The organism is Botryobacter ruber, from assembly GCF_003347595.2.
GTDB classification, from domain to species: domain Bacteria; phylum Bacteroidota; class Bacteroidia; order Cytophagales; family Hymenobacteraceae; genus Pontibacter; species Pontibacter ruber_A.
Genome location: NZ_QCZK02000061.1, coordinates 123098 through 143000, shown reverse-complemented (window position 1 = coordinate 143000; position 19903 = coordinate 123098). Strand labels below are relative to the sequence as shown.

Sequence of the window (19903 nt, the reverse complement as noted above, 5' to 3'; positions counted from 1 at the left end):
ATTGAGGCCACTTTATTGTATATTCCCTGATTCAGGCATTTTTTAATCGTTTAGTAAAGAACACGAATGAAATCCGGATTATTACCTAAAATGATGCAGGCAGCACTCAGCCTGCTGTTACTCCTCCTGTGCCACCTCAGCTGGGCCGATGTATCCATGCCTTCGCTGTTCGCCAACAACATGGTGCTGCAGCAAAAAGCCGATGCCAAATTATGGGGGTGGGCAGACCCCGGCGAAAAAATAAAAATAACCGTGGACTGGGACAAGAGGCCTGTAAAAGTGGTGGCAGATGCAGAAGGCAAGTGGCTGGCAACCGTGCGGACCGCCACGGCTGGCGGTCCTTACAAAATACAGGTGAAAGGCAACAACACCATCGAACTGGAAGATGTGCTGCTGGGGGAGGTGTGGCTGGCCTCCGGCCAGTCGAACATGAACTTTAACGTGGCAAAAGGACAAAGCTGGCACACCGGCGTCGAGAATTATGAGCAGGAAGTAGCGCAGGCCAATTACCCGACCATCCGGATGTTTACCGTAGAGCAGAAATCGGCCGCCGAACCACAGAAAGATGTAAACGGCGAATGGGTTTCCGCCTCTCCCGAAACCGTAGGCGGCTTTTCGGCCGTAGCCTATTTCTTTGCGCGGGAAATCCAGAAAGAGAAGAAGGTGCCGGTTGGTATCATTCATTCGTCGTGGGGCGGCACGCCTGCCGAGGCCTGGACTAAAAAAGAAGTACTGGCCGCAGACCCCATCTACCAGCCCATCCTGAACCGTTTCCAGGAAAAGCTGGCCGCTAACCCCGAAAGTGCTTCCAGTCCCAGGAACAATCAGGCGCCCTCGCGGCTGTACAATGCCATGATTGCGCCGCTTGTGCCCTATACTATCAAAGGGGTGCTCTGGTACCAGGGCGAGTCGAATGCCGACCGGGCTTACCAGTACCGCAGGCTGTTCCCGGCTATGATAGAGAGCTGGCGCAAAGACTGGAAGGTGAAGCAATTGCCTTTTTACTTCGTGCAGATAGCCCCGCACCGCAGCCAGCATCCGGAGATCAGAGAAGCACAGCTGATGACCTACCGTACGGTGCCCAATACCGGCATGGTGGTAACGACTGACGCAGGCGACTCGCTCGATATTCACCCGCGTAACAAGCAGGTGGTAGGGGAGCGGCTGGCCCGGTGGGCGCTGGCCAGGCACTATGGAAAGAAGGAACTGGTGCCTTCCGGCCCGCTGTACAAGTCCATGAAGGTGCAGAAAGATAAAATCAGAATCAGCTTCGATTTTGCCGAAAGCGGCCTGGAGGCAAAAGGAGGCGATCTGAAAGGCTTCACCATTGCCGGCCCAGACCAGCAGTTCGTACCGGCCCAGGCCAGGATCGAAGGAAACGAGGTGATTGTCTGGAGCGACCAGGTCAAAAAGCCGGTAGCAGTGCGCTATGGCTGGAGCCATGTACCCCGTGTCAATTTATACAACAAAGCCGGCCTGCCCGCATCCCCCTTCCGCACCGACATATGGAAAGGCGAAACCGAAGGCAAGTATTAGAAATAATGTCAGTATCAGGATTTTACAATTACGAGAATTTTAGTGGCGTATTTTTTTGTAATAGCACAAGGTGCGTGCTAGGCTGTATCGCCGCGAAGATGAATTTGGGATTTAGTACATATTAAATCCTGGTAATCCTGAAATTCTGTAAATCCTGATTCTGACAACCTCACTGCTCCACCCACCATTCCCTCTGCTGCAGCCTGCACAGTTTCTACAGGACATAGCAGGATAGAAAATAGCGCCAGAGGCAGTAATTTTAGGGAAGAAGAAAAGCTGCGAAACTGTAGTGCAATTGCCATAACAGGAGAGAAGGAATCTTACTCGGTTGTTTGGTTTATTGCAGGAACAACTATTCGTTCAGCTGATGCGGTGGTAGTTATTTCATTCAATTCAAAAATAGTAATGGTGCACATGACGGATATCCTTGGTAGGTTACAGCTGCTGGTTGGTTTATTATTAATTTGTACTTTATCGGCAGTTGCGGGTCCAAAGCCGGCAGGTCGGGCTACGTATAATTTTAACCCCGACTGGAAAGTAGTAGTAGGCGACCCGTCGGGTGCCGAAGCGCCAAACTTCAACGACGCCACCTGGAAGAAAGTCACCTTGCCCTGGGCCTGGAACGAAGACGAAGCCTTCAAGAAAGATATCCACCACCTGACCACCGGTGTGGCCTGGTACCGCAAAGAATTCAAGCTGCCCAAAGGGTCGGAAGGCAAAAAAGTGTTCCTCGAGTTTGAAGGCGTGCGCCAGGGAGGCGAGTTTTACGTGAACGGCCAGCACATTGGTCGGCACGAAAACGGCGCTATGGCCGTGGGCTTTGATGTTACAGCTCTTGTAAAACCTGCTCCTGCCGTTAACGTGGTAGCCGTGCGCACCGACAGCGACTGGGGCTACCGCGAAAAAGCCACCAACACCAAGTACCAGTGGAGCGACCAGAACTTCAACGCCAACTACGGTGGCATTCCCAAGAACGTGTACCTGCACCTCACCGATAAGCTCTACCAGACCCTGCCGCTCTACTCCAACCTGGGCACCACCGGCGTATATGTGTATGCGCAGGAGTTTGATATTCCCGGTAAAGCAGCCACCATTACCGCTGCCTCAGAAGTAAAGAACGAGCACAACACCGCCAAAACACTGCAATACGAAGTGGTAGTGGAAGACATGAAGGGCAAAAAGGTAAAGACCTTTGCAGGAGAGAAAACGACCATTGCCCCCGGCGAAACCAAAACGGTAAAAGCCAGCGCCCGTGTCAATGACCTCAACTTCTGGAGCTGGGGCTACGGCTACCTCTACAACGTGTATACTACCCTGAAAGTAGACGGCAAGCCCGTAGACGAAGTGAAAACAACTACCGGCTTCCGCAAAACTGAGTTTAAAAACGGCATGGTTTACCTCAACGACCGCGTACTCATGATACACGGCTACGCCCAGCGCACAAGCAACGAGTGGCCGGGCGTGGGCATGTCGGTGCCGGCCTGGCTGAGCGACTACAGCAACGGCCTGATGGTGAAGAGCAACGGCAACCTGGTGCGCTGGATGCACATCACGCCCTGGAAGCAGGACGTGGAGAGCTGTGACCGGGTGGGCCTGCTGCAGGCCATGCCTGCCGGCGATGCGGAAAAAGACGTAAACGACACCCGCTGGACCCAACGCACCCAGCTCATGCGCGATGCCATCATCTACAACAAGAACAATCCCAGCATTGTGTTCTACGAATCGGGCAACGAGTCTATCAGCGAAGAACATATGGCTGAAATGAAAGCCATCCGCGACAAGTACGACCCCTATGGCGGCCGCGCGGCCGGCTCCCGCGAGATGCTCGACAGCAAAGTGGCCGAGTACGGCGGCGAGATGCTTTACATCAACAAAAGCAGCAACATCCCGATGTGGGCCACCGAGTACTCCCGCGACGAAGGCCTGCGCAAGTACTGGGATGAGTTCACGCCTCCGTACCACAAGGATGGCGACGGCCCGCTCTACAAAGGTCAGGATGCCCGCGCCTATAACCGCAACCAGGATTCGCACGCCAAAGAAAACGTTATCCGCTGGTTCGACTACTGGAAAGAGCGTCCGGGAACAGGCAAGCGCGTGAGCTCCGGCGGCGTAAACATCGTCTTCTCCGATACCAACACCCACTACCGCGGCGAAGAGAACTACCGCCGCAGCGGCGAAGTCGACCCGATGCGCATTCCCAAAGATGGTTTCTTTGCACACCAGGTAATGTGGGACGGCTGGGTAGAACCGGAAAAGCCACGCACGCACATCATCGGGCACTGGAATTATGAGCCCACTGTTACGAAAGATATTTTTGTGGTATCGAACGGCCAGGCCGTGGAGCTTTTCATTAACGGCGAATCCAAAGGCAAAGGCGAGCAGAGCCACCGCTTCCTTTTCACCTTCAAGAACATCAGCTTTAAGCCCGGCACGCTCAAAGCGGTAAGCTATAATGCAGCAGGCGAGAAAGTAAGCGAAGCCGAAAAAGTAACCGCCGGCAAACCGGAGGCACTGCGCCTGACCGTGATGCAGCACCCGCAAGGCATGAAAGCAGACGGCCACGACCTGGCGCTGGTAGAGGTGGAGGTAGTAGATGCCAAAGGCAACCGCTGCCCGACAGCCCTGAACATGGTGAACTTCACGCTAGACGGACCGGCTGAGTGGCGTGGCGGCATCGCCCAGGGACCAGACAACTACATCCTGGCCAAAAGTTTGCCGGTAGAAGGCGGTGTGAACCGTGTGCTGGTGCGCTCCACGACCAAAGCCGGTAAAATCAACATCAAAGCAACAGCAGCGGGTTTGGAGGCAGCTACAGCAGAAATAAAAACCAAACCTGTGAAAGTAGAAAACGGACTGGCAACGCTCCTTCCCGGCGAAAACCTGCCGTCGTACCTGGAGCGGGGACCAACGCCGCCGGGGCAGTCGTATGAAGTAACGCGTACCCCGGTAGCCATTGTAAAAGCAACCGCCGGCGCCAATCAGGATGATGCAGCAAAATCATTCGACGAAAACGAATTATCAAACTGGTCCAACGACGGTATGCTGTCAACAGGCTGGATTGTGTACGAACTGGAGCGCCCGGCCACAGTGAGCGAAGTGACCATGAAAATGAACAACTGGCGCAACCGCAGCTATCCGATTGTGATAGAGCTCGACGGCAAAGAAGTATTCCGCGGCAACACCGAGCGCAGCCTGGGCTACTTTACGGCTAAGTTTGCGCCGAAAACCGGCAGGAAACTATCTATCAGACTGACAGGTGCCAACATCGACGGCGATGCTTTTGGCTTTGTGGAGATAACCGGCGTGAAAGAACCGGCAGGAGAAAGCACAACAGCCAAAGGAACGCTGGGCATTACCGAAATAGAAGTCTACGAGAAAGCAGAAAACCAATCGGAGGCAATGAAGCGGTAACTAATCCTGCTTCGGCCAATAATTTCTGACAAAGAACAAAAATAGCTAACTTTATATTCAGGAGTACAACAAATAAACATGACAACAAAACCGATTTCTCTTTTCAGAGTTTCTCTATTAACCCTGCTTGCCTTGTTCGGCGCAGCCTGTGCCTCTCAGAAGTCTGCCAAATCCGCCGAAGCCAGTCTGCCTGAAAAGGAGCAGATACTGCAAACACTGCGCCTGGCCAACAATTACTTCATGCAGAAGTGGCCTGACCCGGGCAAGGAAATTGTAACGAACAAAACACGCCCCAGCAACATCTGGACACGCGGCATCTACTACATCGGGCTGATGGAGTTCTACAAAGTAGACCCGCAGAAAAGGTATATCGATTATGCCGAAGAGTGGGGGCAGAAGCACAACTGGAGCCTGACGGGCGGCGAAAAAATACGCCACGCCGACTACCAGACCGCAGGCCAGACCTACATCGACCTGTATAAAATGGACCCCAGGCCGGAAAAAATCCGCATGATTAAAGCGGCCATGGACAACATGGTAAACAGCACCAAAGTAGACGACTGGGACTGGATTGATGCCCTGATGATGGCCATGCCACTCTATGCCCAGCTGGCCGAGATTTACCCCGACAGCGCCGATAGCTACTACAAAAAAATGCACGAAATGTACCTGGCTACCAAAAACGAAATTGGTGGCGGCCTGTACAATGAAAAAGACGGCCTCTGGTGGCGCGACAAAGACTTTGTGCCTCCGGTAACCACGCCTGCCGGAAAAGATATTTACTGGTCGAGAGGGAACGGTTGGGTAGTGGGCGCCCTGGTGCGCGTGATGCAGTTAATGCCCGAAGGTCACCCGTACCGCGAAGAGTACAAGAAAACTTACCTGGAGATGATGAAAGCACTCGTGCCGCTGCAGCGCGAAGACGGTTTCTGGAATGCCAGCCTCGAAGATCCGGAGCATTACGGTGGTAAGGAGACATCCGGAACAGCCCTGTTTACCTACGGTATGGCCTGGGGTGTAAACAATGGCCTACTTGATGCGAAAGTCTACAAACCTATCATTGCCAAAGCCTGGAATGCCATGGCGACAGAGGCAGTGCACCCGGATGGATTCCTGGGGTACCTGCAGGGCACCGGTAAAGAACCAAAAGACGGGCAGCCTGTAACCTACACCAGCAAGCCCGACTTCGAAGACTACGGCCTTGGTTGCTTCCTGCTGGCCGGTTCCGAGATAATCAGGATGAAAGAGAAGCAGTCTTAATACAAACAAAGAAATAAAAAAGCTCTGACTGGTAACACAGTCAGAGCTTTTTTATTGTTAAGTCAACAAAGACTTAGTGCTAGAATTTTCCCGGTTAACTATTGATAAACCGGAGGGTGTTTACTGGTAAGAAGGGTGGCTAACAGACCAGTCAGGGAGAGTCATGGAAAATGTTTGATTCTGAAATTCAAAAAAATACGGTGCCTTACCGGGCAGGGAACTAACAGCCCTTAAAGCAGGCAGTACTTAAAATGGTAGCCCTTCCTTCAAAACGAAGTATTGATCGGAAGCGACTGGTATTTTTTTCTGGCACCCGGCTTATAACCACTCTGTAGCGGGGGATGGTAGGGAAGAACCTGAACGAAAGTATCAGCCTGAATTTGTTGGGAAAGCGCCTGACTAGCGGAGGCTGCATCATTTTCCGATAACAGTTTAAGATCAAGCTGGTGTGGCTTAGTGCTTCTTGTAAACAGAATTTCCATGATGAAAAAAATATATAATGAACAAAGAAATAAATTCTGTGAAACGAAGCTACCTGTGATTTCCTGGTACCGGCCCACCTCCCCATTGCCTGCCGCATCCGCAACCACATAATCTACCGGTTAAACTAAAGCAGCAACCGTTGGTAGAATCAGGCGATGCCTTGAAAGGTAACGCTAAAAGCTATTTTATATAGCAGGTGCACACACTATACTACCTGGCGAACATAATGAGCGCAGGCAGGCGTAATGCATACGTGTAATTAACAGTGGGTACAGTATTGCAACAATGTTGCTATACAGCTTTAAGTTTTAGGGTGTGTGTTAAGTTATAAACTAATATTGATAGTTACTATTTTTTGTGAAAAAAGTTGTTTGCATTTTAATATTTATTCGGATTTTTTTCATGTATGAAGTGCTGCTGTGCCCGGGGTGGGAGGACGGGTGCTAGCAGCTAACTTTAGAGGGAAATAAAGTAGGGGGAATGGCAAAAATAACAGCAATCTGAATGCAAAAATTCTTCTGCACCTGCCTCCTTTGCCTCTGCACCTTAAAGTTTTTGCCCCGGAACTGTCGCTGAACCAGGGGCTGCCGGTGCTGAAACCAGGAAGGATTATTTTTTCAGGAGTGTTACCTGGATGATGCGCATGGGGCAGTTGGCGGCAGCCTGCAGGTTTTCCTGGTACTCGTCCGGGTGAACGACTGCCTGGTAAATGCCTTTCTTTTCTTTGCCGTCGATGAGGGTGCAGCGGCCGTCCTTTTTGGAGACCTGCCACCGCAGGGGCGCCGCCTCCACACACCCGTTGCACCCGATGCACCTGCCGCGCTGAAACAGTATCCGGACCATCAGGCATTCACTACTTTATACAGTTTGTCGTTGGGCTTTACCTTCTCCGGCACTTTCATGGAAAACACATCGCCCCTGGCTACGTTATCCACGGCCACATCGTCTAGCCGCATTTCCTCCACGGTTGTCCGGATAACGCCGGTGTTCGGGCCGGTAATGAGCACCTGGTCTCCTTTTTTCAGTGTGTGCGATTCCAGGCTGAACTCCCCAACCTGCAGCTTGCTGAAGTAGCGGATGCCCCTTCCAATCAGGATTTTCTTTTCGGTGGCTTTGGAGCCATAGGAATCGTTCCATTCACCCATTTTCCGGCCCAGGTAATAGCCGTCCCAGAATCCGCGGTTGTACACCTTGGAAAGCCGGTTTGTCCAGTCCTCAATTTTTTCGGGAGTATAGCTGTTTTCCTGCAGGGCAATGAGGGCTTCGCGGTAGCAACGCACCACCGTGTCTACGTAATCGGCAGCGCGGCCACGGCCTTCAATTTTGAGAAGCTGCACGCCGGCATCCACTAATTTATCCAGGAAGCCGATGGTGCAGAGGTCTTTGGCGCTCATGATGTACTCGTTGTCGATTTCGAGTTCCGTGCCTTCTTCCTTGTCGGTCACGATGTAGCTTTTGCGGCAGTTCTGGATGCAGGCGCCCCGGTTAGCCGAGGCGTTGTGCGAGTGCAGGCTCAGGTAGCATTTGCCCGAAACGGCCATGCACAGTGCGCCATGTGCAAACATCTCAATCCGCACCAGCTGCCCCGATGGCCCTTTGATTTGACGTCGTTCAATTTCGCGGGTTATTTCCTTTACCTGCCGCAGGCTCAGCTCCCGCGAGAGCACCATCACATCGGCAAAGGCGGCATAAAATTCCACCGTTTCGATGTTCGTAACATTCACCTGTGTGGATATGTGCAGCGGCATGCCAATGCTGCGGCAGTGGGCCATAACGGCATGGTCGGAGGCAATTACCGCCGAAACGCCACTGGCTTTGGCCTGGTTCACGATGGTTTTCATCAGGCGGATGTCGTGGTCGTAGAGGATGGTGTTGAGGGTAAGATAGGCTTTTACATTGGCCTGGCGGCAAAGCCGGGTTATTTCCTGCAGGTCGTCGGTGGTGAAATTAACTGACGAGCGCGCCCGCATGTTCAGCTGCTCCACACCAAAGTAGACAGCGTCGCAGCCGGCTTTCAGGGCTGCCGTTAACGATTCGTAAGAGCCCACGGGGGCCAGAAGTTCAGTTTGAGAAGTACGCATGTGTAAGCTGTATGTACCGGCCATACCTGTTGCGGACAGGCCGTTTCAAACCCGAAAGGTAGGAGCGGGGCTGTAGGAGAAAAAGGACAGAAATCCTCCTGCTACAGGGATTTTGTCATTGTTTTTGTACCGGCGTTTTGCTATGGCCCGGATAAACAGCAGCAACTGATGGACGCCCCGGCGAAGCCCTCGTACTCTCGTAAAGTTTAGCACATTTCCTGCTCCGGCCACCATTTCCTCTGCTCTTGCAATCCTGCTGGTTGAACTCTAACGGTGGCGCTATACAGGCTTAAAAGATTTACTTTGTTGCACCATTGAATTTCTCGCAATAAAAGTCTTTGTTTTAAAGTGTTGCTTGTGAATTTGATATTGAAATGTTGATTTTATTGAAAATAAAATAAATTTAAAAATTAATGTTTAAAAAATTTGCAAATAAATGAGGGTGTGTATACCTTTGTAACATCATCAACACAATGTAGGGTGTTGAAACTGGCAGACAAGCCCTCCTCTCTCGGGGGTGGAGATTCCGGGATAAAGCAGCTTTTTTGAGCTTACCAGTACAAAGATATTTGCCTAACTACTCCGTGGAGGTTCGACTCCTCCCCCTACAGCAACAAAGCCTCTTACCAGACCGGTAAGAGGCTTTTACTTTTTACAGCTGTAAAGATATTAAGACAAGCTTATACCAAATAGTAAATAACCTATTCTATAAAAAACACTCCTTTTGTCATTAGGAAGGGATCTCGTGAGCAAGCTGCACTTAGGCCAGCTATAAGAAGGTTTAAAAGGAAGATCCTTTTAGCTAATCAATGTGCAGTTCGCCCACAAGATCCCCTTCGGGGATGACAACGGGGAATGATTTGTGGAACTGCGTAAATACTATTTGGTATTACTTGCCGGATGAGCTTTTGTGGGGAAGGTTTTTTCGCTAGTGCGAGCTTTTAGCTCGTACTTTCAAACCACATGGAAACTGGAACACCGGAATCATCCTGTTGATAAATGGATTGTGCCCAACAACAAAAAGGTACGAGTTGCAAACTCGCACCAGCGGCAGAAATCGTTTATTGCACCACCCACCACTGCCACCGCACATCCCAAAACCACTTACTCGGGCTTGAACCGGATCCTCATCTTCACCTCCTGCGGCACAGTTTTCCCGTTTTTAACAGCCGGTTTCCAGGGTGGCCCTTCTTTTACCAATCGTAAAGCTTCCGCGTCTGCGGCAGGATGCAGGCTTTTCAGGATGCGGATGTTTTCTAAGGTGCCCTTTGCCGTAACCGTGAAACCAACGACTACCCGGCCGCTTATTTTTTCGGATGTAGCTGCTGCCGGAGTTCTGCGGTTTTTTTCGATATACTGGTTATAGGCTTTCATGCCGGTAACAGGGGCAGCGGCGGCTTCTGGCATCGTAGTGCCGTAGCCAATGACAACCACCTCATTCAGGGCTTTGTTATCCGGGGTGAGTTCTATTTTAACCGTGTTGGTTTTCGGATCCACCTTCACTTCCTCCTGCTGGTAGCCGATGTAGTTAAAGGAGAGGGTGGTGTTGTCGGTCGGGGCCGGAAGCGTAAAATTTCCGCTCCTATCGGTGCTGGTGCCTTTGCTGGTGCCCTTCACCACAACCGACACCCCCGGTATCCCTTCGCCCTGCTCCGATACCACCTGGCCCTTCAGCTGCTTTCCGGCTTCTACCACAACGTTACCCACACTTTCTGTTTTACTTCTTACAACAGCCGGAGCAGAGGCGGTCAGTTCTCCTGGTTTCTTACTTAAAGCTGTATCCGGATGCTTCACTTCCGTTTTGTCCTGCACGGCTACCCCTGCTACCATACCTGCTGCTGCTTCTGAGTATGCTGCATTAGCTGACGCTTCTGCTCTTGCTTCTGTTTTTGATGCTGATGCCGCAGATGGTTTGCGCGTTACAGGCTTCTGGTAAGCCACTGCAGGTGCAGTGGCTGTGGTGGCAGCTGCAGTGCTTCCCGTCGGCCCCGGAACCGTAATAAATAAGGTGTCGGTTGTGGCAGAGATGGCCAGCAGTTCTGCCTGTGCAGCCAGTTCGGCTTTCCGGGCTGCCGCTAACCGTTCGCGCTGTATCTCCCCGTAAATAAAATACACCACCAGCCCTACCGAGCAGAGCAGCACCAGGATGGTTGCCGCTGCACGCCAGTCGAGCAGGGGGATGAGGGGGAGGCGGCGCTGTCGTTTTTTCGGGCCCAGGATGCGGAGCTGCGCGTTCAGGTCGTGCACGGCTTTCCGGGTGGCCTTGCGGTCCGACAGCTTCATGCCCTGCACCAGGTCGGTGCAGAGTTCGCAGGAAATCAGGTGCCGCTCCACCGCCCGGCTTTCGGGTTTAGGCAACGACTCTTCCTGGTACTCGCGCAGTACCTCCAGGGGTGGGTGTTCCTCGTCTTTCCAGAGGAGTTGGCTGTTATCGCTTCTCATGATGGCTTTCGAGGTAAATTTTTAAGTTTCTTCTGCCGTTCTGGATGTAGCGTTTTACCTTGTTTAGCTCCCATCCGGTTATTTCGGCAATTTCTTTATAACTCTTCTGCTGCAGGTAAAACAGCTCCAGGCAATTTTTCTGTTCCGGCGGCAGCTCGGTCAGCCCCCGTTCCAGGAGCTGTAAAGTGGCCTCTTGCTGGTCTTCTTCTATTAGATGCACAAACGATGCCGATTCCACGAGCGAAGCCCGGTGTTCTTCCTCCTGCCCGTTCTTCGACTTGCGGGAGCGCAGCAGCATGAGGCAGTGGTTGCGCGTGGTGGCGTGCAGCCAGCTTTTGAAATTGCTTACCTGGTGTTTCTTGAGGAGCGTGAGCAGGCTTTCGAACACCTGCATGGTGGCGTCTTTGCTGTCTTCGTCGTCTTTCAGGTACTTCAGGCACACCAGGTACACCATTTCGGTGTGGCGCTCAAACAAATCCCCGATAATACGCATGTCACCCGTCTGCCGGTACTTCTGCACCAGTTCCAGGTCGTCGGGCGGCCTCGATTTAGAGAAAAGCTTAATAAACATCTGGTTAGGTGCCGGTGCAGTCTTTTTACAGGGTGAGAATTGTATCCTAAAGAAATAAAAATCAAAAATAAAAAGCACTCTCTTTTATGGATTTTTTTCAGGCTCTGCATCTTACCTGTAAACAAAACCTAAAGCCATGACCAGACAAGTTTACATCTTCGCCTTTATGGTAGGTGCTTTCCTGCTGAGTACTTACTTTTTGATTTTCAGGCACAAGCCAACGTGGTAACCGGTAAGGTAACCTCGACTGCCGACGGGAAGCCCCTGCCGGGCGTAAGTGTGCAGGTAAAAGGCACCCAAACGGGTACTGTTACCGATAAGCAGGGAAAGTACAAGCTGTCGGTGCCCGAAAACCGGAAGGTGCTGGTTTTTTCATTCATCGGTTACAAAACGAAGGAAGTTAACATCGGGACCCGCACAGAGGTAAACGTGAAGCTGGAAACGGATGCGCGTGCACTGGAGGAAGTAGTGGTAGTGGGTATGGAAACAAAACATAAAAAGCCACAGCTGCTAAAAGAAGAGGCCCAATCTTACAGTATGGTTATGCCAGCGCCTGCCGTTAAATTTGCGCCACCTGTTGTTATTCGCGATGTCGAAGTCGCTGACATAGAGGTGCTGCATGACAGGAATTTCAACACCGAAGCCTACGACGCCATTCATGAGAATTCCTTCCTGGATGTAAAGAAGAACCCGCTCTCTACGTTCTCGATTGACGTGGATAATGCCTCCTACAGCAACGTCCGCCGTTTTCTGAACATGGGGCAGCGACCGCCGAAAGATGCGGTCCGGATTGAGGAGCTGGTGAACTACTTCACCTACGAATATCCGCAGCCCGAAGGGAAAGACCCTTTTTCGGTGACGACCGAATTGGCACCCTGCCCCTGGAACAAGGGAAACCAGCTGTTGCACATTGGCCTGCAGGGGAAAAATATTCCGATGGAAAACCTGCCTGCTTCCAACCTGGTTTTCCTGCTGGATGTGTCGGGGTCGATGGACACGCCGGAGAAGCTGCCGCTTGTAAAAGCCGGTTTCAAACTGCTGGTAGAGCAGCTGCGGCCGCAGGACAAGGTAGCGCTGGTGGTATACGCCGGAGCTGCCGGACAGGTGCTGCCTCCTACCTCGGGTAGTGAAAAAGCTAAAATCATGGAAGCGATTGAAAACCTGGAGGCTGGTGGTTCCACTGCCGGAGGCGAGGGGATTAAACTGGCCTACAAAATAGCGCAGCAGCACTTTATAAAAGAAGGCAACAACCGGGTAATCCTGGCGACTGACGGCGATTTTAACGTGGGTGTGTCGAGCGATGCCGAAATGGAGCGGCTGATAGAGGAGAAGCGGGAGTCGGGTGTGTTCCTGACGGTGCTGGGTTTCGGGATGGGCAACTACAAAGATTCCAAAATGGAAAAGCTCGCCGACAAAGGCAACGGCAATTACGCGTATGTCGATAACCTGCTGGAGGCGAAGAAGGTGTTTGTAAACGAGTTCGGTGGCACCCTCTTCACCACCGCCAAAGACGTGAAGCTGCAACTGGAGTTCAACCCCGCTAACGTAAAAGCCTACCGCCTGATTGGCTACGAAAACCGCGCTTTACGGAGCGAAGACTTTAACAACGACAAAAAAGACGCCGGCGACCTCGGCTCCGGCCACACCGTAACTGCCCTCTACGAGTTGGTATTAGCCAAATCCAACAGCACGACCAAAACAGACCCCGTTGACGACCTAAAATACCAGACTGCACCTGCCACCACAGCCGCTGCTAAAACGGATGAAATCGTCACGCTGAAGCTGCGTTACAAGCAACCCGACGGAGACAAAAGCAGCCTGTTGCAAACAGTAGTGCGGCATCATGCCCTTATTGATAGAAGACCTTCAGAAAATTTCAACTTTGCCGCCGCCGTCGCCTCCTTCGGCATGCTCCTCCGCGATTCGGAGCACAAAGGGAACGCTACCTACGCGTCCGTGCTGGAACTGGCCGAAGGTGCCCGTGGTAAAGATAAGGAAGGCTACCGTATTGAGTTTATTAATATGGTGAAGTCGATGAGTTTGTTGAGTAGTGGGAAGTAGGGTGAAGCCGAGACTTTATATTGTTTTGTCTGAATCAGGATTTACAGAATTTTAAGATTTTCAGAATTCGGAGTATTGTTACTTTTGTTTAAATGTTTTCATTCTAAAGCAGAGCAAAATCATTAACCTGATTTGCTCTGCTTTAAATTCAATCCTGTTAATTCTGTAAATCCTGATTCAGACATTTTGTCCTTACCGCCTGCTCAACCCTTCACCGGCACCAGCCTCAATAGCCACTGTGCCTTCCTGCAATCCAGGAGCAGTCGCTTTCAGCACAATTTTACCGGTAGAAGCAGAGGCTTTTAAAATAGCGACAGCTTCGCCACGGTAAGCACTTCTTTCCTTTGCCTGGAAAGGTTCGTGGCTGGTAAGATTGCCATTGTCGACAGCGGCGATGGTGCCGGGGCCGGTCAGGCTGAAGGAGATTTTAGGCGTGGCGTTGGGGCAGGGGATTCCATTGGCGTCTACCACGGTGGCGGTTACATAGGATACATCCTCGAAATCGTGGGCCAGCTTTTTCTTGTCTGCTGTTACTACGATTCGGGCCGGTTCGCCTGCAGTTTTCAGCTCGTGCACCGCTACTTCTTTGCCCTTGTTCCGGCCTACAGCTTTGATGGTGCCTTTTTCGAAAGTGAGGGTCCAGTTGCGGGGGGAGTCGTTTGCGGGTTTGGGTCTGGTGCCTAACGATTTGCCGTTCAGGAAAAGCTCCACTTCGTCGCAGTTGCTGAAGATGGTGACGTGCGCTTCGTCGTAGGTATCGAAGTCGGTGGGTGTCCAGTCGGAGACGAGTTTGCCGACGCCGCCATTCTGGGCTTTGCGTGCGATGTGCACCATTGGCTTGTCGGACCACCAGCTTTGCCGCTCGAAGGTTTGAGGTTTGGTGCCGCCTACGCGGTCGTAGATGCCATGCTCGCCGGAAATGGCGGGCCAGTCGGCTTCACCCAGGTAGTCGAAACCGGTCCAGATAAACTGCCCGGACATGAACGGGTTGTCGCGCAGCACCAGCCAGGCCTGGAGTGTGTGCCCGTTTTCGGTGCCGATGACCTTGCGCTCCGGCTTGTCTTTGTGCGCCTGCACCAGTTCGTTTTCGCGGTAGTTCTGCCCCACCACATCCATCAGCTCCACAAAACCATTGGTGTACACGTTGGCCTGGTTCGGGCGGAACAGCGCCATGGTGACGGGACGCGTCGGGTCGAGGCGGTGAATCAGGTCGCGCTGGTTGGTGAAAGTTTTGAAGCCGGTTTCGCTGTCGAGGTTGTCGCGGATTTCGTTGCCCACGCTGTAGATGATGATACTGGGATGGTTGCGGTCGCGGAGCACCACATCGCGGGTGTCGGCTTCCCACCAGTCTTTAAAGTAATGCTGGTACCCGTAGGTGCCGTGGTTTTTGGTGGCGGTCCAGGTGTCGAAGGTCTCGTTCATCACCAGGAAGCCCATGCGGTCGCAGAGGTCGTAGAATTCCGGGGCAAAGGGATTGTGGGCTGTGCGGATGGCATTTACGCCTGCTTCGCGCAGTTGCTCCAGGCGCTTCTCCCACACCCGCAACGGCACAGCTGCTCCGAGGGCGCCAGCTTCGTGGTGCAGGCAAGCGCCTTTGATTTTCATGTTTTTGTCGTTCAGGTAAAAACCGGTAGCCGGCTCAAATCGGAAACTGCGGATGCCGAAGGGGGTAGTTACTTCGTCGAGCACCGTTTTGCCTGCGCGCACCTGTGTAACGGCTTTGTAGAGGTGCGGGCTCTCCAGGTTCCAGAGCTGCGGTTTGGCCACTACGACTTCTTTCTGGAAATCCAGCGCCTGGCCGGCTGGAACCGTTTTCGTTTCTTCCGCGGTCTTCACGGCTTTACCTCCTGCATCCACAAGCGTGGTTTGCACCGTAACCTCCTGCTGCTTGCCTGAGTCGTTCTTAATTTTTGCCTGTACCCGTACGGTTGCCTGCTCTTTGCTAACCTCCGGCGTGGTGACAAATACGCCCCAATGGTCGGCATGAACCGGGTCTGTCGCCACCAGGCGCACGTGGCGGTAAATGCCGGCACCGGTGTACCAGCGGGAGGCAGGTTGCTGGGAGTTGTCGGCACGTACGGCGATGACATTCGTTTTACCCTTGCCAATGTTAAGGTGCGGCGTGAGGTCGTACTGAAAGCTCACATAGCCATACGGCCGCTTGCCCAGGTGCTTCCCGTTCACCCACACATCGCTGTTGGCCATTATGCCGTCGAACTCTACAAACACTTTGCGGCCGTTGTAGTTGTCAGGCAATGTAAACGTTTTGCGGTACCAGCCCACCCCGTTAGGAAAATAGCCACCGCCACGCCCGGTCGGGTTGTCTTTGCTCACGGTGCCTTCAATGCTCCAGTCGTGCGGTACATCTACGCGTCGCCAGGCTTTGTCGTCGAAAGAGGCGGCCTCGGCACCCTTTGCTTCGCCCTGGTGGAACTGCCAGTCCTTGTCGAAGGAAGTGGTGGTGCGGGCGGAAGCCTGTTTTTGAGCCTGTGCTGTTGCGGTTAGCCCGAGGAGCAATGCCAGCAGGAGCAACAGCATAACAACCAGCGCCCAAGGCTTGTGATGAGCTGCAAAGACTGTGGTGGCAGGTACTGCAGAGTTTTCTGCCGCTGGTAAAGGAGTCGGGGTTAGGTGGTACATACGTAGCCTGTTTGGTTGATGGAAATCTGTTTCTTTTAGGTGAAATCCCGGAGAAAAAGCTAGTCTTAAAAGTACCGATACTTTCTGAGTTATACAACCTATCGTTTGTTCGTTTTATGGAAGCGTTTAGGGCTTGCTTCCGGTTTGTTTCCACACTTTCGTGCTACTTTTGTATAGTTTGATTACCTTTCTGCTGCTGTCACCAAACCCGCTGCTCCTGGCAGTGGCCTACTCCAGTACTTTCTCCTGCTGCGGTTGCCTTTGGGTTGCAGCAACGAAAGCGCCGAAGGCTTTCGGCAGGAAAGTTGCATGACATAAAAATCTCTAGTACCCTTTAAAAGACATGATGATGCGTAAAATGAAGTACCTGTTAGCCTTTTTATTCCTGCTTCCGTTTGTGCTCACGGCACAAGACACAGCCTCTTCCAAAAGAAAACTGAACATCCTTACTCTTGGCGATAGCAACGGCACCTATCCCCACAGCTGGCCGAAGCAACTGCAGGTGGCGCTGCCGGAGGCGCAAATCTTCAACATCAGTAAGTCGGGGAGAACAATCGGTTTTGTGAACAACGGCGACAGCACCCTGAATTCGCTGCTGGTACTGGACGAAAATCTGAAGAAAGCTGCTGAATTTACAAAAGACCGTCCGTATGATTTCATTGTGCTGGAACTCGGTACCAACGATGCCAAAGCTGTATTTGCTGACAGGCAAAAGGAAGTGCCCCAGAACCTGGAGACGCTTATCAAAAAAATAAAAGGCAGTCGCTACCCCACCATCAGCAAGGCAAAAATCATCATCATTTCGCCTCCTCCTTACGGCGAAAAAGCAAAGGCTACAGAAAAGTATGCCGGTGGTGACGCACGCGTGCAACAGATGAGCAAAACTTTCGAGAAAGTAGCCAAACGCAATGGCTGCCTGTTTGTAAACGGCTATAAAACTCCCGGCCTCGACATCAATACCATGACAGCAGATGGGCTGCATTTAGATGCGGTAGCCTCCCGGAAATTAATCGAGCCTGTGGTGGAGCTGATGGTGAAATAAAAATTTGCCTGCAGTGAAACTGCATGCAGATTCAACTTACTGCTGTGGTGCAAAAATTACAATAGCAGGAAAAGTCTCCCTTTGAGGCTATTCTTATAGGTAAATATCTGAAACGGGTGCGCTAGTGCGAGCTTGTAGCTCGTACTTTTATTTCCAGACTAAATTGCTGCAGTTCTACCTACATCAGCATGACGAAACAATGCATCATGCTTTACATCATGGCAAGTAAGTACGAGCTACAAGCTCGCACTAGCAAAATTTCTTTTGCTTCAGCACCTTTTCTTTTTCCTTATAAGAACCTGAAGCAGAGGCTGTGGTGGCAGGTGCAGTAGCCTTAACAGGGCGTGCCGGCAAGCTGCGCAACCCGCCGGGCTCTCGCTTCGAATTTTACTTCTTCGCCTGCCCCTTGCCAGCCTGCTTTTTCTTTTGCTGCTCCTGCGGTGTGAGTACCACGATGTGCGGGCGGGGCGGCTTTTGCATGCCGTGGCCCAGGAAATAGCTGGTGTGCGGCGGCTGGTTGTAGCCCACGTTCTGCCAGGCAATGCTCATGCGGTATTGCGGGTCGTGCATCAGGGTAACCAGGCGGTGCTCCGTGGGGATGGTGGTGGTGTAGATGCGGAGTTCTTTGTTGTCTCTTGTGCGGAGCATTACCTCTTCGCGCCAATCACCAAACAGGTCAGCACTCAAAGCTGGAGTTGACTTGGTACCGTTATTCGACATGCATTCTTCTGCTGTGAAAATGCGGTTTGCTTTCTCGTTCTGGTAATCCCATTTTTCGATGTAGTTGCTGTTGAGCAGTTCACGCAGCAGGTCGCCATCCCACCAGATACCGAAGTTGGTAGACCGGGGCGCCTGGCTGATGCGTTCGCCTTTCAGGTTGTGCAGGCCGGCGGCGCCGTTCCACCAGAACTCTGCCCCGGGGTTGCGCGGGTCGATGTCAGCGGCCATGCCGCGCCCTACGTCTCTGCCCTTTTCAGTTCCCCATAAAATTTTACCGGTACGGGCGTTAAAGAGCGCCACGCCGTGTCCTTCCTGCACATGGCCTGCTTCGTTTTCAATCTCGTGCACGCCCCACACCAACTGGTCAGGGTTAGACGGGTCGAAATGGCTGACATGGAGGGCGTCGCCGTGGCGGAGGCCGGTGGAGTAGATGCCTTTGCCGTTATCGTCAACGGCCATGGCGCCATAGACAATTTCGTCTTTGCCGTCGTTGTCGATGTCGTTGATGCTAAGGCCGTGGTTGCCCTGGCCGGAGAAAGGATTTTTTCCGTTTTCAGAATCGAATACCCAGCGGGAGGTTAGTTTGCCGTCGCGGTAATCCCAGGCGGCGATAACGGAGCGGCCGTAGTAGCCGCGACACATGAGCACGCTGGGCAGCTTGCCATCAAGATAGGCGGAGCCAGCCAGGAAGCGGTCGGAACGGTTGCCGGAATTGTCGTTGCCGCCGTTGCCGCCCACGCCACCCCAGCCGCCGAGGTCGCCGCGAGGGGCAATGTAATCGGCAGTTGCCAGCGCTTCGCCCGTTTCGCCGCTGAACACCGTGAAGAACTCCGGACCGTCCAGGATTTTACCATTGGCATTGCGCCAGTCTTTGGTGGCGTCCCCAATAAATTTGCCTTTGCCGTCTTTGGTGCCGTCGGCGGTTTTGCAGGCAAATTCCGCTTTGCCGTCGCCGTCCATGTCTACCACGATAAACTGGGTATAGTGGGCACCTTCGCGTATGTTTTTGCCGAGGTTAATTTCCCAGAGCAGGGTGCCGTCCATTTTATAGGCATGAAAAATAGGATCGTCGGTGAAGCCGTTGGAAGGGGTATCGCGGCCGCGGCCAGCCATGTGCACGATTACCTCATATTCGCCGTCGCCGTCCAGGTCGCCTACTGAGGCATCGTTTGGTGCGTAACCCTGTGGCGTCTTCAGTGGGATAGACAGGTAGTTCTTCTCCCACACCACTACCTGTTCCGATGCTTCCTGCTCCTTGCCTTTCAGGACTGCTTTTACGAAATAGGCTGGCTTCTCCTTCAGGTTTGCTTTAGTGTCGGTGAAGTTGGTGCTGTTGCTAATGGGTTTTGTGTTCAGCTTTACCGGTTTGCCGCTGCCGGATTTGCGGTAGAGATTAAAGGCAATGTCTTCCGGTTCGGTGCCTAACAGGCGCCATCCTACATAAACCGAATCGCTGCCGGTTTGGACGGCTACTACGCCCCGGTTCAGGAATTCCATCTGGCGCTGGGCGCTAATATTTTCGGAAAATAAAAGGGTAAAACAGAGGGTATTTATAATGGTAAAAAGTCTGGTCATGCGATTGATATAAATAGTACTAACGAATGGTTGTTGGTGCTGTGGTGTTGGTGGTTAGATGGTTTTGGGGAAGAAAGGTTT

General features: G+C 52.4%; 11 protein-coding genes. 5 read left to right on the top strand and 6 right to left on the bottom strand.

What is annotated here, in order from left to right; genetic code table 11:
* The first annotated feature begins 66 nt into the window (after positions 1 to 66).
* The 3 genes from DCW36_RS22005 (at position 67) to DCW36_RS21995 (ending at position 6207) form a co-directional block, all read left to right on the top strand.
* Entirely contained in the window at positions 67 to 1536 is a 1470-nt protein-coding gene (locus tag DCW36_RS22005) for a sialate O-acetylesterase (RefSeq protein WP_205702981.1), read from the top strand.
* 414 nt (positions 1537 to 1950) lie between these two features.
* On the top strand, positions 1951 to 4947 hold the full coding sequence (locus tag DCW36_RS22000) for a glycoside hydrolase family 2 protein (protein WP_114780759.1): 2997 nt from the start codon (positions 1951 to 1953) through the stop codon (positions 4945 to 4947).
* Positions 4948 to 5025: 78 nt separating this feature from the next.
* Positions 5026 to 6207 carry a glycoside hydrolase family 88/105 protein gene (locus tag DCW36_RS21995; RefSeq protein ID WP_114780691.1) on the top strand — a complete coding sequence of 394 codons (1182 nt, stop codon included), beginning with the start codon at positions 5026 to 5028 and terminating at the stop codon, positions 6205 to 6207.
* 1092 nt (positions 6208 to 7299) lie between these two features.
* Here DCW36_RS21995 and DCW36_RS21990 read toward each other — a convergent pair.
* The 4 genes from DCW36_RS21990 to DCW36_RS21975 form a co-directional block, all read right to left on the bottom strand.
* Complete coding sequence (locus DCW36_RS21990; protein WP_114780689.1) at positions 7300 to 7533, bottom strand: ferredoxin; 234 nt, start codon at positions 7531 to 7533, stop codon at positions 7300 to 7302.
* Positions 7533 to 8771 carry a U32 family peptidase gene (locus DCW36_RS21985; protein WP_114780688.1) on the bottom strand — a complete coding sequence of 413 codons (1239 nt, stop codon included), beginning with the start codon at positions 8769 to 8771 and terminating at the stop codon, positions 7533 to 7535. The genes DCW36_RS21990 and DCW36_RS21985 overlap by 1 nt, the downstream gene beginning before the upstream one ends.
* 1104 nt (positions 8772 to 9875) lie before the next feature.
* Entirely contained in the window at positions 9876 to 11213 is a 1338-nt protein-coding gene (locus DCW36_RS21980) for an energy transducer TonB (RefSeq protein ID WP_114780687.1), read from the bottom strand.
* Entirely contained in the window at positions 11200 to 11784 is a 585-nt protein-coding gene (locus DCW36_RS21975) for an RNA polymerase sigma factor (RefSeq protein WP_114780686.1), read from the bottom strand. The genes DCW36_RS21980 and DCW36_RS21975 overlap by 14 nt, the downstream gene beginning before the upstream one ends.
* Before the next feature lie 222 nt (positions 11785 to 12006).
* Between DCW36_RS21975 and DCW36_RS21970 the strand changes: the two genes are divergently transcribed.
* On the top strand, positions 12007 to 13845 hold the full coding sequence (locus DCW36_RS21970) for a vWA domain-containing protein (RefSeq protein WP_114780685.1): 1839 nt from the start codon (positions 12007 to 12009) through the stop codon (positions 13843 to 13845).
* 192 nt (positions 13846 to 14037) lie between these two features.
* Here the strand turns inward: DCW36_RS21970 and DCW36_RS21965 are convergent, their stop codons facing one another.
* Positions 14038 to 16485 carry a sugar-binding domain-containing protein gene (locus DCW36_RS21965; RefSeq protein WP_205702980.1) on the bottom strand — a complete coding sequence of 816 codons (2448 nt, stop codon included), beginning with the start codon at positions 16483 to 16485 and terminating at the stop codon, positions 14038 to 14040.
* Between the two features lie 358 nt (positions 16486 to 16843).
* Between DCW36_RS21965 and DCW36_RS21960 the strand changes: the two genes are divergently transcribed.
* Positions 16844 to 17527, top strand: a complete 684-nt coding sequence (locus DCW36_RS21960; RefSeq protein WP_164891211.1) for a GDSL-type esterase/lipase family protein — start codon at positions 16844 to 16846, stop codon at positions 17525 to 17527.
* Positions 17528 to 17914: 387 nt separating this feature from the next.
* Here the strand turns inward: DCW36_RS21960 and DCW36_RS21955 are convergent, their stop codons facing one another.
* Positions 17915 to 19822 (bottom strand): rhamnogalacturonan lyase, encoded by a 1908-nt coding sequence (locus DCW36_RS21955; protein WP_114780682.1) that lies wholly within the window; start codon positions 19820 to 19822, stop codon positions 17915 to 17917.
* Positions 19823 to 19903: the final 81 nt, after the last annotated feature.